Raw genomic sequence first — 13,061 nt, 5'->3', positions numbered from 1 at the left:
CGAACCCATGTCCCTCGACCACCGGCTCTCCGAAGAGCACGAGGAACTCCGCCGCACCGTGGAGGAGTTCGCGCACGACGTCGTCGCGCCCAAGATCGGCGACTACTACGAGCGCCACGAGTTCCCGTACGAGATCGTCCGCGAGATGGGCCGGATGGGCCTGTTCGGCCTGCCCTTCCCGGAGGAGTACGGCGGCATGGGCGGCGACTACCTCGCCCTCGGCATCGCGCTCGAGGAGCTCGCCCGCGTCGACTCCTCCGTCGCCATCACCCTGGAGGCGGGCGTCTCGCTCGGCGCGATGCCGGTCTACCGCTTCGGCACCGAGGAGCAGAAGCAGGAGTGGCTCCCCCGGATGTGCTCGGGCGAGATCCTGGGCGCCTTCGGCCTGACCGAGCCCGGCGCGGGCAGTGACGCCGGCGGCACCCGCACCACCGCCGTCCGTGACGGCGACGACTGGGTCATCAACGGCTCGAAGTGCTTCATCACCAACTCGGGCACGGACATCACCGGCCTGGTCACCGTCACCGCCGTCACCGGCCGCAAGCCCGACGGCCGCCCGCTGATCTCCTCGATCATCGTGCCCTCCGGCACCCCGGGCTTCACCGTCGCCGCGCCCTACTCCAAGGTCGGCTGGAACGCCTCGGACACCCGCGAGCTGTCCTTCGACGACGTCCGCGTGCCGGCGGCCAACCTGCTCGGCGAGGAGGGCCGCGGCTACGCGCAGTTCCTCCGGATCCTCGACGAGGGCCGGATCGCGATCTCGGCGCTGGCGACCGGGCTCGCGCAGGGCTGTGTCGACGAGTCCGTGAAGTACGCGAAGGAACGTCACGCCTTCGGCCGGCCGATCGGCGACAACCAGGCCATCCAGTTCAAGATCGCGGACATGGAGATGCGGGCGCACATGGCCCGGATCGGCTGGCGGGACGCGGCCTCGCGCCTGGTCCTTGGCGAGCCGTTCAAGAAGGAGGCGGCGCTGGCGAAGCTGTACTCCTCCACGGTCGCCGTCGACAACGCCCGCGAGGCCACGCAGATCCACGGCGGCTACGGCTTCATGAACGAGTACCCGGTGGCCCGCATGTGGCGCGACTCCAAGATCCTGGAGATCGGCGAGGGCACCAGCGAGGTCCAGCGCATGCTGATCGCCCGCGAACTGGGCCTCTCGGCTTGATCGTCGCCGTGCGAACGCGCCCGGCCTCCCTCGGTCCCGAGGGAGGCCGGGCGCGTTCGCGACGACCCGTAGGAGAGGGTGGGGTCATGACCACGTACCGGACGATGCCGTACCACCTGGAGACCGAGCGGCTGATCCTGCGGCCGTGGGCCGAGTCGGACGCCGAGGAGTTCTGCGACCTGCTCGCCGAGCGCGGCAAGGGCAAGCCCCCGGTGGAACGCATCCGGTCCTCCATCGCGGAGCTGCTCGCGGCGACGGAGACCACGGGGATCGCCCTGCTGCCCGTCCAGCGCCGCGAGGAAGGCGACTTCATCGGCTACTGCGGGCTGATCATCGGCCGCACCACGCTGGAGGAGCCCGAGATCGCCTACGAGCTGTTCCAGCGCGCGCACGGACGCGGCTACGCCACCGAGGCGGCGGCAGCGGTGATCGACGCCGCGATCGCGACCGGGCGGGAACGGCTCTGGTCGACCGTCGGCACCTGGAACACGCCGTCGCTCCGCGTCCTGGAGAAGCTCGGCTTCGAGCGGGACCGTGTGTCGACGGAGGAGAACGGTGAGGTGGCCTGGCTCACGCGCTCGTTGCCGTGAGCCGGGAACCGTGAGCCCGGAACGGGCTCACGGCCGGTGCCGCACGAAGGTCAGGTAGGCGAACCCCTCGCCCTCCTGCGGCGCCCGGGTCCACGACCGGGTCGTGAAGGTGGGGAGCCTGCCCCGGGTCACCGCGAAACGCGGCAGTGAGAGGCCGAGTTCGGTGTGCAGGGCCTCCAGCACCCGCAGTTCGCGGTCCGTCTCGGAGTCCTCCGGGCGGCACAGCCGTGCGGGGTCCAGTGCCTCGGGTATCGCGCCGGAGCGCTCGGTCTCCGCACCCCGCAGGGTGAACGCGTACCGCTCCACGCCCCGTTCGGCCACCGAGAGGTGGAAGGCGGCCGGGCGGTCGTCCGGCGACGAGCGCCTCGGCTCGCGCCACACCACCACCGCGCGCCCGGACGGCGAGGCGGCCGGCGCGGGCGAGCGGAACAGCTCGCTCAGATACCGGTGGGAGTAGCCGTCGAAGGCGAACGCCCACCCCTCGGCCGTGCGGCCGACGGCGACCACCGCGCGGTCCTCCCAGAGTTCCACGCCCTCCCGCTCATGGGGCCGGGGCGCCCGCCGGGACGCCTTACCCGGATCGGTGGCCGCGCTCAGCTCGGCGCCCTCCTCGCCGATCAGGCCGGGCAGGCCCGTGGGGTCGACCCCCTCGACCCACACACACCGGTATCCGTCGAGCGGTCGCCCGTGCACCGCGGGCTCCGTCAGCCAGGCGAGACCCGGCGGGTCGACATCGGGCGCGGTCTCCAGAACGGGGCCGCTCTCTCCCGCCCTCGGTGTCGCGAGGATCTCCCGCCCCCGCTCCGGGGTGACCAACGGGCCCAGGAGCGGATCGGCGAGCAGGCCGAGCGGAGCGACGAGCGAGGGTCCGGGAGCCTCCCACAACGGGAGCGCGTTCCGCAGTACCCGCCACGCGGCGTCGGTCGCCCCCCAGCGGGCCGACTCCCGCGCCTCGGCGACGGCCAGGCCCCACGCACCGGCGGGCGCGTAGCGATGGCTGCCGTCCCGCAGTGCGCTCAGCACGTCCTCGGCGGCGCCCCGGGGCACCCCGCGGGCCTCCATCATGCCCAGCCAGTGGTCGTCCCCGCCCAGCCGCCATTCGCCCTGTGCCGGCGTCATGGCCTGCACGGGCAGAAGCTCCGGCAGGTAGCGCGGATCGGCCACCAGGAAGCCGTAGTCCTGGGCGCCGCGCGGAGCCGACAGATGCCGGAGCTGGTTCAGCAGCACGGCGCTCTCCGGCCGCCCGAAGGAGCGGGCCTCCTCCAGCAGGGGCAGCGCCTCCTCGTAGCGACCGCGCAGGGTCAGCCGGTGGGCCTCCTCCACACGGGCGTCCTGCGCACGCGTGGTCGCGTTCACGAAGTCGGGCCTGTCCACCCGGTCCGCGTGGAAGCCGCGGTACATGGCCTCCATGTACGCGCGGAACGACGGGTAGCGGTCCGGGAACTCACCGCCCCAGCCCTTGTAGACGTAGAGCGCCCACTCGCCGTCCTGGTCGGTGTCGCCCGGGTCGAGCAGGGCGTGCGTCATGTCGGAGTCCGTCTCCAGCCGCAGCGCCCGTCGCCACATCCCGGCCAGCAGGACCTCGGCCTCGCCCGGATCGTCCCCCAGACCCTGCTCGTACAGCGGCGTCATGTCGAACGGGTCCCCGAACCAGTCGATGTCCGCCGCGCCGCCGAGCTGGTAGACCCCGGCGGGCTGATCCACGTGCCACCCGTCGCTGACGGCCAGGAACTCCCGGTACGAGGGCGGCAGACGCCGCCCCAGCCGCTCCTCGGCCGCCGTGATCGCCGACTCCTCGGCAGCGGGCCGAGCGGGGGAGCCGAAGCCGTACCCGCCGTCCTCGCCCTCGTCCTCGTCCTCGTCGGCGTCCGCACGCGGAACCCACTCCCGCTGCCAGCGCCCCAGGAACTCCTGCCAGTTGAAAGATCCACCGCTCATGCCCGCATGGTGCCAGCGGGCACTGACACTAGACCTCGGGAAGGGAGGGGTCGGGAGTCCACGGAGCCGGTGCGCTGAGGGACCACCGCTCGTGGTCGCGCCAGGCCCCGTCGATGAAGAGGTAGTCGGGCGACATGCCTTCGTACCGGAAGCCGAGGCGCTGGACCAGCGCCAGGGACGCCTTGTTGCCGGGCTGGATGTTCGCCTCCAGCCGGTGGAGCCGCAGGTCGTCGAAGGCGTGCGACAGGACGAGGGTGAGCCCTTCGGCCATGTACCCCCGCCCTGCGGACGGGGCGAAGGCGGCGTAGCCGAGGGACGCGCCCTGGTAGCGGCCCCGGATGATCGAGTTGATGTTCACCATGCCGGCGGCCGCGCCCGTCTCCCGGACCCTGATCAGGTAGCCCCGGTTGGCGCCGTCGTCGAAACGGCGCATCCAGGCCCGGAACTCCTCGGCGTTCGCGGGCAGCTGCATCCACGGCGTGTGGAGCTCGGCGCTGGCCCGGACGAGCGAGCAGAACTCGTCCTGGTCGTCGAGGGTGAGCGGGCACAGTTCGACTCGTGAGGGTGTCTCCGGCATGGGCCCATGCTAGGACCGGCCGAGAAGCCCCTGGGCGGTGGCGTTCACGAACGCGGTGAACGCGGCGGGGGTGGCGAGGAGGGCGGGACCGTCGGGGTCCTTGGAGTCCCGAACGGCGACGTGGGCGGTGAGTTCGGCGACCTCGATGCATTCGCCGCCGTTGGGGCCGCTGTAAGAGGACTTACGCCACCGCAGGTCCTGGCTGGTGTCCATACCGCTCCTCCATCACGCGTGCGATCAGCGCCGCGGAGTCCTCCCTGGAGAGGGCCGTCGCCTGCAAGCGAGCGTATCCGACAGAGCGCTCCCGGATCGCGTGAGAATTGGCGGTCATATGGCCCGAGTCATAGCTCTCGGTGTAGAAGATGTCCGGGTCGCTCTCGAAGCGCAGGAGGGTGAACGAACCCAGCAGCCCGGTGTGCTGTCCCGCCTCGAACGGGAGCACCTGCAGCTGCACCCACGGATGGGCCAGCCAGCCCAACAGGTACGCAAGTTGGCTTCGCATGATCTCCGTACCGCCGAGCTCCCGGTGCAACACCGCCTCGTCCAGCACCACGCACACCACGGGCGGATGTTCCCGCTCCAGGATGCGCTGGCGCTCCATTCGAGCGGCCACCATCTCGTCGAGCCTGTCCGGATGGTCGACGCTCAGCACCGCCCGCGCGTACTCCTCCGTCTGGAGCAGGCCGTAGACCAACTGCGCCTGGTACGTCGAGATGTACGCCGCCTTCGCCTCCATCTCCGCGTACTGCTGGAACCACGTCGGCAGCTGGCTCTTCAGGACCAGCCCCACCAGCCGTGAGAACAGTCCGCCCGTCATCAGCGCCGCGTCGAGCCGTTCCGAGAACTCCCGCGTGGGGACCTTCTTCGCCGTCTCTATCTGGCCGATCAGGGACGCGGTGCAGAACACGGTGTCGCCCAGCTGCTGCTGGTTCAGCCCCGCCTCCTCCCGCAACCGCCGGAGTTCGGAGCCGTAGTAGTCCAGCGGTGACGCGCTGGGATCCAGGCTGCGGATGTTGACCACGAGGAGTGTCACCCCCAAGCTCACGCCGTGAGGCGTTGTGTTCGGTCCGTAGCCGAGCGTAACCACCCCGTCCCACCCTGGTGGCATGAATCAGGCAACTGACCTCCACCCGACGCAACTTCGGAACATCTACCGCATGGGCTTCACCGTCGGTGAGCACTCCGCCGGTCACATGCGCCGCATCCTCCGCACGCTCCTCGGCCGTTGGGGGCTCGACCGCCTCGCCGACGACGCCGAGCTCGCACTCACCGAGCTGGTCGCCAACGTCGTACGGCACGTGCCGGGGCGGCGCTGCGCCGTGCTGATCCTGCGGGAGCCGCACGGACTTCGGGTGGAGGTGGCCGACGCCGTCCCCGGGCCGCTGTACGCCAAGGCGGCCGAGCCGCTCGCGGAGGGCGGGCGGGGGCTGGCGCTCGTCGAGGCCGTGACCGACCGGTGGGGGGTGGAGCCGTCGCCGTACGGCAAGAGCGTGTGGTTCGAGTGCGACGCACCGGACTGCCATATGCCTCCGGCATGTGACGCAGAGCCCAGTGATCACCCCTATTGATCGACCTGAGGTTAGGCTAACCTACCTTTTACTTCCCAGGCCGAACGCCGTCCCCGGCACGTACCGAAAGCGACTTCGCCATGCCCAGCAACGCCCGAGCCACCTCCCTCACCCGCCGCGGCCTGCTCGCAGCCGGCGGCGCCCTCGGGCTCGGCGCCGCGCTCGCCGCCTGCGGGACGAAGACCGAGGGCGGCAGCTCCTCGGCCAAGGACGCGGAGAAGGCCGGTCCGTGGAAGTTCACCGACGACCGCGGCACCGCCGTCGAGGCGAAGTCCACCCCGAAGAACATCGTCGCCTTCACCGGAATGGCCGCCGCCCTCAAGGACTTCGGCATCGAGGTCAAGGGCGTCTTCGGTCCGACCACGGTGAAGGACCCGAAGACGGGCGCGGAGACGCCGGACGTGCAGGCCGGTGACCTCGACGTCAAGAAGGTCAAGATCCTCGGCAACGTCTGGGGCGAGTTCAAGATCGAGGAGTACCTCAAGCTCAACCCGGACGTTCTCATCACCGACATGTGGGAGAAGAACGACCTCTGGTACGTCCCGGCCGAGCAGAAGGACAAGATCCTCAAGGTCGCCCCGAGCGTCGCCCTGTGGGCCGCCGACAAGTCGATGCCGACCGTCCTCCAGCGCCACGCCGACCTCGCCGCCTCCCTGGGCGCCGATGTGAAGACCAAGCAGATCCTGGCCGACAAGGCCCGCTTCGAGGCCGCCGCCGAGCGGGTCCGCCAGGTCGCCAAGGGCAAGAAGGACATCAAGGTCCTGATCGGCTCCGGCTCCCCCGACCTGTTCTACGTCTCCACCCCGGTCCGGCCGACCGACACGCTCTACTTCCAGGAGCTGGGCATCACGATCATCACGCCCGACAAGCTGGACCAGGGCGGCTGGTTCGAGGGCCTGAGCTGGGAGAACGTCGACAAGTACAAGGCCGACGTCATCCTGCTCGACAACCGCACCTCGGCGCTGCAGCCGGAGGCCCTCAAGGCCAAGCCGACGTGGGCCGCGCTGCCCGCCGTCAAGGCCGGCCAGGTCTACCCGCGAGTGACCGAGCCGATCTACTCGTACGCCAAGTGCGCCCCGCTCCTGGAGGACCTGGCGAAGGCCCTGGAGAACGCGAAGAAGGTGGCCTGACCCCATGACGAGCGCCGAGACCGCCCCGTTCCAGTTCTTCAGCCTTCAGGTCGACCGGACGAGGCGGCTCGGCCCGTCGCTGGTCCGCGTCACCTTCACGGGAGAGGACCTGAAGTCGTTCGCCTCCGGAGGTCGCGACCAGTCGCTCTCCCTCTTCCTGCCGCACCCCGGACAGGAGGCTCCCGTCCTGCCGCCGCTGGACGACCCCGACATGTACGCGATCCTCGGGGCGTGGCGCGCGATGCCGGACGACGAGCGGGCCGTGATGCGCTCGTACACCGTCCGCGAGCAGCGCACGGAGCCGCGGAACGAGGTCGACATCGACTTCGCCCTCCATGAGGACGGTGGCCCCGCCTGCCGCTGGGCGCAGCAGGCGAAGCCCGGTGACCGGGTCGTCGTGCTCGGCCCGGCGACGGCCGCCAACACGGCCGTGCGCTTCCAGCTTCCGGACGACGCCGACTCCGTCCTCATCTGGGCGGACGAGACGGCCCTGCCGGCCGCCTCGGCGATCCTGGAGTGGCTGCCGGCCGAGACCCGCGCCCACGTCTATCTCGAAGTCCCGTACTCCGGCGACCGCATGGAGCTTGCGACGCAGGCCGACGCGACCGTCACCTGGCTGATCCGTGAGGAGGGCGCGCCGTCCGCCGTGGAGGCGGTGCGCGCCGCCGAGCTGCCGGGTGAGGCGCCGTACGTCTGGATCGCGGGCGAGTCCGGTTCGGTGAAGGAGCTGCGCCGTCACTTCGTGCGCGAGCGTGAACTCGACCGCCGCCGGGTCACGTTCGTCGGCTACTGGCGCAAGGGGCTGTCCGAGGACGCCCTGCGCGAGGCGCCCGAGGACAAATCGTGAGGTGACGGCGGTGACGCCCGCACCCTGAGGGGGCGAGGGGGCGTTGCGATGCGAAGTTAGGTTAGGCTAACCTTACTTACGCACCGCAACGCCCCCTCGCCCCTTTTCCGTCCGGAGGACCATCCCCATGCGTTCCCACCTGCTCAACGACGCCACGGCGGAGAGCTACCGGCGCTCCGTCACCGAAGGAGTCGAGCGGGTGGCGGAGAAACTCGCCGCGACGCGACGCCCGTTCAGCGGTGTCACCCCCGCGGAGCTGGCTCCCACCATCGACGCCGTCGACCTCGACAAGCCGCTCGGCGACTCCTCCGCCGCCCTCGACGAGCTCGAGAGCGTCTACCTCCGCGACGCCGTCTACTTCCACCACCCGCGCTACCTGGGCCACCTCAACTGCCCGGTAGTGATTCCCGCCGTGCTCGGCGAGGCCGTCCTCTCGGCGGTCAACTCCTCGCTCGACACCTGGGACCAGAGCGCGGGCGGCACCCTGATCGAGCGCAAGCTCATCGACTGGACCACCGGCCGCATCGGCTTCGGCCCCTCGGCCGACGGCGTGTTCACCAGCGGCGGCTCGCAGTCCAACCTCCAGGCCCTGCTCCTCGCCCGCGAGGAGGCCAAGACCCAGGACCTGTCCAAGCTGCGCGTCTTCTCCTCCGACTGCAGCCACTTCAGCGTCCAGAAGTCGGCCGGTCTCCTCGGCCTCGGCCCCGACGCCGTCATCTCCATCCCGGTGGACCGCAACAAGCGGATGCAGTCCGTCGTCCTCGCCGCCGAGCTGGAGGCCTGCCGCGCCGAGGGCCTGGTCCCGATGGCGATCGTCGCCACCGCCGGCACCACGGACTTCGGCTCCATCGACCCGCTGCCCGAGATCGCCGCCCTCGCCGAGGAGTACGGCGCCTGGATGCACGTCGACGCCGCCTACGGCTGCGGACTGCTCGCCTCGCTCACCCGCCGCCACCTCCTGGACGGCATCGAGCACGCCGACTCGGTGACGGTCGACTACCACAAGTCCTTCTTCCAGCCGGTGAGCTCCTCCGCCGTCCTGGTCCGCGACGGGGCCACGCTGCGCCACGCGACGTACCACGCGGACTACCTCAACCCGCGGCGCACGGTCGCCGAGCAGATCCCCAACCAGGTCGACAAGTCCCTGCAGACCACGCGCCGTTTCGACGCGCTCAAGCTGTGGATGACCCTGCGCGTCATGGGCGCCGACGGCGTCGGCGAGCTCTTCGACGAGGTCTGCGACCTGGCCGGGGCGGGCTTCGCCCTGCTCGCCGCCGACCCGCGCTACGACGTGGTCGTCGAGCCGCAGCTCTCCACGCTGGTCTACCGCTACATCCCCGAGAACGTCACCTCGCCCGCCGAGATCGACCGCGCCAACCTCTACGCCCGCAAGGCGCTCTTCGCCTCCGGCGAGGCCGTCGTCGCCGGGACCAAGGTCGACGGCCGCCAGTACCTGAAGTTCACCCTGCTCAACCCCGAGACGACCGTGGCCGACATCGCCGCCGTCCTCGACCTGATAGCCGGCCACGCCGAGCAGTACCTGGGAGAGACCCTTGTCCACGCCTGATACCCCCGACGCGTACGACTTCATCGGCATCGGGCTCGGTCCGTTCAACCTCGGCCTCGCCTGCCTCACCGAGCCCATCGACGAGCTGAACGGCCTCTTCCTTGAGTCCAAGCCCGACTTCGAGTGGCACTCCGGGATGTTCCTGGAGGGCGCGCACCTCCAGACCCCGTTCATGTCGGACCTCGTCACGATGGCCGACCCGACGTCCCCGTACTCCTTCCTCAGCTATCTGAAGGAGAAGGGCCGGCTCTACTCGTTCTACATCCGCGAGAACTTCTATCCGCTGCGGACCGAGTACAACGACTACTGCCGCTGGGCCGCCGACAAGATGCGCAGCATCCGCTTCTCCACGACCGTCTCCTCCGTCACGTACGACGAGGCCGACGAGGAGTACGTGGTGACGACCGAGGCCGGAGAGACCTTCCGCGCCCGCCGGATCGTGCTCGGCACCGGCACCCCGCCGTACGTCCCCGACTCCTGCCAGGGCCTCGGCGGCGACCTGATCCACAACTCGCGCTACCTCCAGAACAAGGAGGCGCTGCAGAAGAAGAAGTCGATCACCCTGGTCGGCAGCGGCCAGAGCGCGGCGGAGATCTACTACGACCTCCTCTCCGAGATCGACGTCCACGGCTACCGGCTCAACTGGGTGACGCGCTCCCCGCGCTTCTTCCCGCTGGAGTACACCAAGCTGACGCTGGAGATGACCTCCCCGGAGTACGTGGACTACTTCCACGCGCTGCCCGAGCAGACCCGGTACCGCCTGGAGAGCCAGCAGAAGAACCTGTTCAAGGGCATCGACGGCGAGCTGATCGACGCCATCTTCGACCTGCTGTACCAGAAGAACCTGGCCGGCCCGGTCCCCACGCGCCTGCTCACCAACTCGGCCCTGCACTCCGCCGCGTACGACGACACGAGCGGCACGTACACGCTCGGCTTCCACCAGGAGGAGCAGGAGAAGGACTTCACGGTGGAGACCGAGGGCCTGATCCTCGCCACCGGCTACAAGTACGCCGTCCCCGCCTTCCTGGAGCCGGTCAAGGACCGTCTCCAGTGGGACGGACAGGGCCGCTTCGACGTGGCCCGCAACTACTCGATCGACACGACGGGCCAGGGCGTCTTCCTGCAGAACGCCTCCGTGCACACGCACTCCATCACCTCGCCCGACCTCGGCATGGGTGCGTACCGCAACGCCTACATCATCGGAGCGATGCTGGGCTACGACTACTACCCCGTCGAGAAGACCATCGCGTTCCAGGAGTTCGCAGTATGAGCAGCATCCGCTTCCGCCCCCTCGATCCGCTCGCGGACGCCCAGCTGATCCACCCCTGGGTCACGCACCCCAAGGCCGCCTTCTGGATGATGCAGGACGCGAAACTGGAGGACGTCGAGCGCGAGTACATGGCGTTCGCCGCCAACCCGCACCACGAGGCCTTCATCGGCCTGGTGGACGGGGAGCCGGCCGTCCTCATGGAGCGGTACGACCCCTCGCAGCTGGAGCTGGTCGGGCTCTACGAGCCGCAGCCCGGCGACGTCGGCATGCACTTCCTGGTCGCGCCCACCGACACCCCCGTGCACGGCTTCACCCGCGCCGTGATCACCGCCGTCATGCAGGAGCTGTTCGCCGACCCGGCGACCGCGCGTGTCGTCGTCGAGCCGGACGTGGCCAACAAGGCCGTGCACGCGCTCAACGAGGCCGTCGGCTTCGTGCCCGAGCGGGAGATCCAGAAGCCGGAGAAGAAGGCCCTGCTGAGCTTCTGCACCCGCGCCCGGTTCGAGGCCGCCGTGGGAGTCGCCGCGTACAGCGAATTCCCGGGGGACGACCCCCGGACCCCCGGCGAGAACGACGGCGGGTCGAGCGTGCCGAGCCTGCTCGTCGGAAGTGAGTCCCAGTGAACCCCGTCGCCCACCTCACCCCCGCCCGCTGGGCGGACGCCGGCCGCGCGCTGATCCGCAAGGGTCTCGCCGAGTTCGCCCACGAGCGGCTGCTCGACCCGCAGGAGCTGGAGAAGGACCGCTACCGGGTCCTCAGCGACGACGGCACTGTCGAGTACCGCTTCACCGCCGACCGGTACGCGCTCGACCACTGGCACATCCACCCCGAGTCGATCAGCCGCCACCGGGGCGACGAGCAGCTCCCGCTCGACGCGCTCCAGTTCGTCACCGAGCTGCGCGGCTCGCTCGGCCTGAGCGACGAGATCCTGCCGGTCTACCTGGAGGAGATCTCCTCCACCCTGGCCGGTACGGCGTACAAGTCGACCAAGACGCCGGTCACCTCAGCCGAACTGGCCCGGGCGGACTTCCAGGCCATCGAGACCGGGATGACCGAGGGCCACCCCTGCTTCGTCGCCAACAACGGCCGGCTCGGCTTCGGCGTCGACGAGTACCGCGCGTACGCCCCCGAGGCCGCCGCCCCGATCCATCTGATCTGGCTGGCCGCGCGACGCGACCGCACCACCTTCACGGCCGGCGCGGGCATCGACTACGACGCGTTCATCCGCGCCGAGCTGGGCGACAAGGCGGTCGACGGCTTCGCCGAGACCCTCGCCGAGCGGGGCCTGGACCTGGCCGACTACCTGCTGATGCCGGCCCACCCCTGGCAGTGGTGGAACAAGCTGTCGGTGACCTTCGCCGCCGAGGTCGCCCAGGAGCGCCTGGTCTACCTGGGCGAGGGCGACGACGCCTACCTGGCGCAGCAGTCGATCCGTACCTTCTTCAACACCGCGGATCCCGCCAAGCACTACGTCAAGACGGCGATCTCGGTCCTCAACATGGGCTTCATGCGGGGCCTGTCGGCCGCGTACATGGAGGCGACCCCGGCGATCAACGACTGGCTGTCCGGGCTGATCGAGGCCGACCCCGTCTTCACGGCGGCCCGCTTCTCGATCATCCGCGAGCGGGCGGCGGTCGGCTACCGGCACCTGGAGTACGAGGCCGCCACCGACCGCTACTCCCCCTACCGCAAGATGCTCGCCGCGCTCTGGCGCGAGTCCCCGGTCGCCTCCCTGGCGCCGGGTGAGCGGCTCGCGACGATGGCCTCGCTGCTCCATGTCGACCACGAGGGCGCGTCCTTCGCCGGCGCCCTGATCAAGGACTCGGGCCTGGCCCCGACCGAGTGGCTGCGCGGCTACCTGGACGCGTACCTGCTGCCGGTGCTGCACAGCTTCTACGCGTACGACCTGGTCTACATGCCGCACGGCGAGAACGTGATCCTGGTCCTCGACGAGCGGGGCGCGGTCGTCCGGGCGGTGTTCAAGGACATCGCCGAGGAGATCTGCGTGATGGACCCGGCCGCGGTCCTGCCGCCCGCGGTGGAGCGGGTCCGGGCCGACGTCCCCGAGGACATGAAGCTGCTGTCGATCTTCACCGACGTCTTCGACTGCTTCTTCCGCTTCATGGCGGCGACGCTGGCGGCGGAGGGCACGCTCGACGAGGAGGCGTTCTGGCGGACGGTCGCGGAGTGCGTGCGCGGCTACCAGGACGCGAAGCCGGAGCTCGCGGAGAAGTTCGCGCAGTACGACATGTTCGCGGAGACGTTCGCGCTCTCCGCCCTCAACCGCCTGCAGCTGCGCAACAACAAGCAGATGGTGGATCTGTCGGACCCGTCGGCGGCGCTCCAGCTGATCGGCGACCTGGTGAACCCCATCGCGCGGTTCGCCCGCTGAGACCGGCGCGGGCC

Annotated in this window: 13 protein-coding genes; 9 read left to right on the top strand and 4 right to left on the bottom strand. The window is 70.1% G+C overall.

Annotation, left to right across the window (positions count from 1 at the left end):
• Positions 1–7: 7 nt before the first annotated feature.
• Both ACFVGW_RS11860 and ACFVGW_RS11855 read left to right on the top strand, forming a co-directional pair.
• Complete coding sequence (locus ACFVGW_RS11860) at positions 8–1,168, top strand: acyl-CoA dehydrogenase family protein (RefSeq protein ID WP_158987554.1); 1,161 nt, start codon at positions 8–10, stop codon at positions 1,166–1,168.
• An 86-nt stretch (positions 1,169–1,254) separates the two neighbouring features.
• Complete coding sequence (locus ACFVGW_RS11855; RefSeq protein WP_385851845.1) at positions 1,255–1,758, top strand: GNAT family N-acetyltransferase; 504 nt, start codon at positions 1,255–1,257, stop codon at positions 1,756–1,758.
• 27 nt (positions 1,759–1,785) lie between these two features.
• Here the strand turns inward: ACFVGW_RS11855 and ACFVGW_RS11850 are convergent, their stop codons facing one another.
• Genes ACFVGW_RS11850 through ACFVGW_RS11835 form a run of 4 tightly spaced genes read right to left on the bottom strand, consistent with a single transcriptional unit; the run spans position 1,786 to position 5,294 of the window.
• Positions 1,786–3,696 (bottom strand): SMI1/KNR4 family protein, encoded by a 1,911-nt coding sequence (locus tag ACFVGW_RS11850; RefSeq protein ID WP_385851844.1) that lies wholly within the window; start codon positions 3,694–3,696, stop codon positions 1,786–1,788.
• 28 nt (positions 3,697–3,724) lie between these two features.
• On the bottom strand, positions 3,725–4,273 hold the full coding sequence (locus ACFVGW_RS11845) for a GNAT family N-acetyltransferase (RefSeq protein ID WP_385851843.1): 549 nt from the start codon (positions 4,271–4,273) through the stop codon (positions 3,725–3,727).
• A gap of 9 nt (positions 4,274–4,282) precedes the next feature.
• Entirely contained in the window at positions 4,283–4,486 is a 204-nt protein-coding gene (locus ACFVGW_RS11840) for a DUF397 domain-containing protein (protein WP_385851842.1), read from the bottom strand.
• The gene (locus ACFVGW_RS11835; RefSeq protein ID WP_385851997.1) at positions 4,455–5,294 is read right to left on the bottom strand and encodes a Scr1 family TA system antitoxin-like transcriptional regulator; all 840 of its coding nucleotides are present in this window, start codon (positions 5,292–5,294) and stop codon (positions 4,455–4,457) included. Before ACFVGW_RS11835 ends, ACFVGW_RS11840 begins: the two co-directional genes overlap by 32 nt.
• A gap of 85 nt (positions 5,295–5,379) precedes the next feature.
• Here ACFVGW_RS11835 and ACFVGW_RS11830 point away from each other — a divergent pair, with 85 nt between their 5' ends.
• From ACFVGW_RS11830 to ACFVGW_RS11800, 7 genes are all read left to right on the top strand, one after another.
• On the top strand, positions 5,380–5,841 hold the full coding sequence (locus tag ACFVGW_RS11830; RefSeq protein WP_385851841.1) for an ATP-binding protein: 462 nt from the start codon (positions 5,380–5,382) through the stop codon (positions 5,839–5,841).
• Between the two features lie 80 nt (positions 5,842–5,921).
• Complete coding sequence (locus ACFVGW_RS11825) at positions 5,922–6,971, top strand: ABC transporter substrate-binding protein (protein ID WP_385851840.1); 1,050 nt, start codon at positions 5,922–5,924, stop codon at positions 6,969–6,971.
• 4 nt (positions 6,972–6,975) lie between these two features.
• On the top strand, positions 6,976–7,818 hold the full coding sequence (locus tag ACFVGW_RS11820) for a siderophore-interacting protein (protein ID WP_385851839.1): 843 nt from the start codon (positions 6,976–6,978) through the stop codon (positions 7,816–7,818).
• Positions 7,819–7,945: 127 nt separating this feature from the next.
• Entirely contained in the window at positions 7,946–9,385 is a 1,440-nt protein-coding gene (locus ACFVGW_RS11815) for a pyridoxal phosphate-dependent decarboxylase family protein (protein WP_385851838.1), read from the top strand.
• On the top strand, positions 9,372–10,655 hold the full coding sequence (locus ACFVGW_RS11810; protein WP_385851837.1) for a lysine N(6)-hydroxylase/L-ornithine N(5)-oxygenase family protein: 1,284 nt from the start codon (positions 9,372–9,374) through the stop codon (positions 10,653–10,655). The genes ACFVGW_RS11815 and ACFVGW_RS11810 overlap by 14 nt, the downstream gene beginning before the upstream one ends.
• Positions 10,652–11,278, top strand: a complete 627-nt coding sequence (locus ACFVGW_RS11805) for a GNAT family N-acetyltransferase (protein ID WP_385851836.1) — start codon at positions 10,652–10,654, stop codon at positions 11,276–11,278. Before ACFVGW_RS11810 ends, ACFVGW_RS11805 begins: the two co-directional genes overlap by 4 nt.
• The gene (locus tag ACFVGW_RS11800; RefSeq protein WP_385851835.1) at positions 11,275–13,047 is read left to right on the top strand and encodes an IucA/IucC family protein; all 1,773 of its coding nucleotides are present in this window, start codon (positions 11,275–11,277) and stop codon (positions 13,045–13,047) included. Before ACFVGW_RS11805 ends, ACFVGW_RS11800 begins: the two co-directional genes overlap by 4 nt.
• Positions 13,048–13,061: the final 14 nt, after the last annotated feature.

Source organism: Streptomyces sp. NPDC127129 (genome assembly GCF_042671585.1).
In the GTDB taxonomy this organism is placed as follows: domain Bacteria; phylum Actinomycetota; class Actinomycetes; order Streptomycetales; family Streptomycetaceae; genus Streptomyces.
The sequence above is the reverse complement of the archived record's forward strand: the minus strand, read 5'-3'. Positions and strand labels throughout refer to the sequence as shown.

Excerpts from the sequence above, each read along its gene's own strand:
- ACFVGW_RS11860 (WP_158987554.1), top strand. The coding sequence starts at position 8 with ATGTCCCTCGACCACCGGCTCTCCGAAGAGCACGAGGAACTCCGCCGC.
- ACFVGW_RS11855 (WP_385851845.1), top strand. The coding sequence starts at position 1,255 with ATGACCACGTACCGGACGATGCCGTACCACCTGGAGACCGAGCGGCTG.
- ACFVGW_RS11850 (WP_385851844.1), bottom strand. The coding sequence starts at position 3,696 with ATGAGCGGTGGATCTTTCAACTGGCAGGAGTTCCTGGGGCGCTGGCAG.
- ACFVGW_RS11845 (WP_385851843.1), bottom strand. The coding sequence starts at position 4,273 with ATGCCGGAGACACCCTCACGAGTCGAACTGTGCCCGCTCACCCTCGAC.
- ACFVGW_RS11840 (WP_385851842.1), bottom strand. The coding sequence starts at position 4,486 with ATGGACACCAGCCAGGACCTGCGGTGGCGTAAGTCCTCTTACAGCGGC.
- ACFVGW_RS11830 (WP_385851841.1), top strand. The coding sequence starts at position 5,380 with ATGAATCAGGCAACTGACCTCCACCCGACGCAACTTCGGAACATCTAC.
- ACFVGW_RS11825 (WP_385851840.1), top strand. The coding sequence starts at position 5,922 with ATGCCCAGCAACGCCCGAGCCACCTCCCTCACCCGCCGCGGCCTGCTC.
- ACFVGW_RS11820 (WP_385851839.1), top strand. The coding sequence starts at position 6,976 with ATGACGAGCGCCGAGACCGCCCCGTTCCAGTTCTTCAGCCTTCAGGTC.
- ACFVGW_RS11815 (WP_385851838.1), top strand. The coding sequence starts at position 7,946 with ATGCGTTCCCACCTGCTCAACGACGCCACGGCGGAGAGCTACCGGCGC.
- ACFVGW_RS11805 (WP_385851836.1), top strand. The coding sequence starts at position 10,652 with ATGAGCAGCATCCGCTTCCGCCCCCTCGATCCGCTCGCGGACGCCCAG.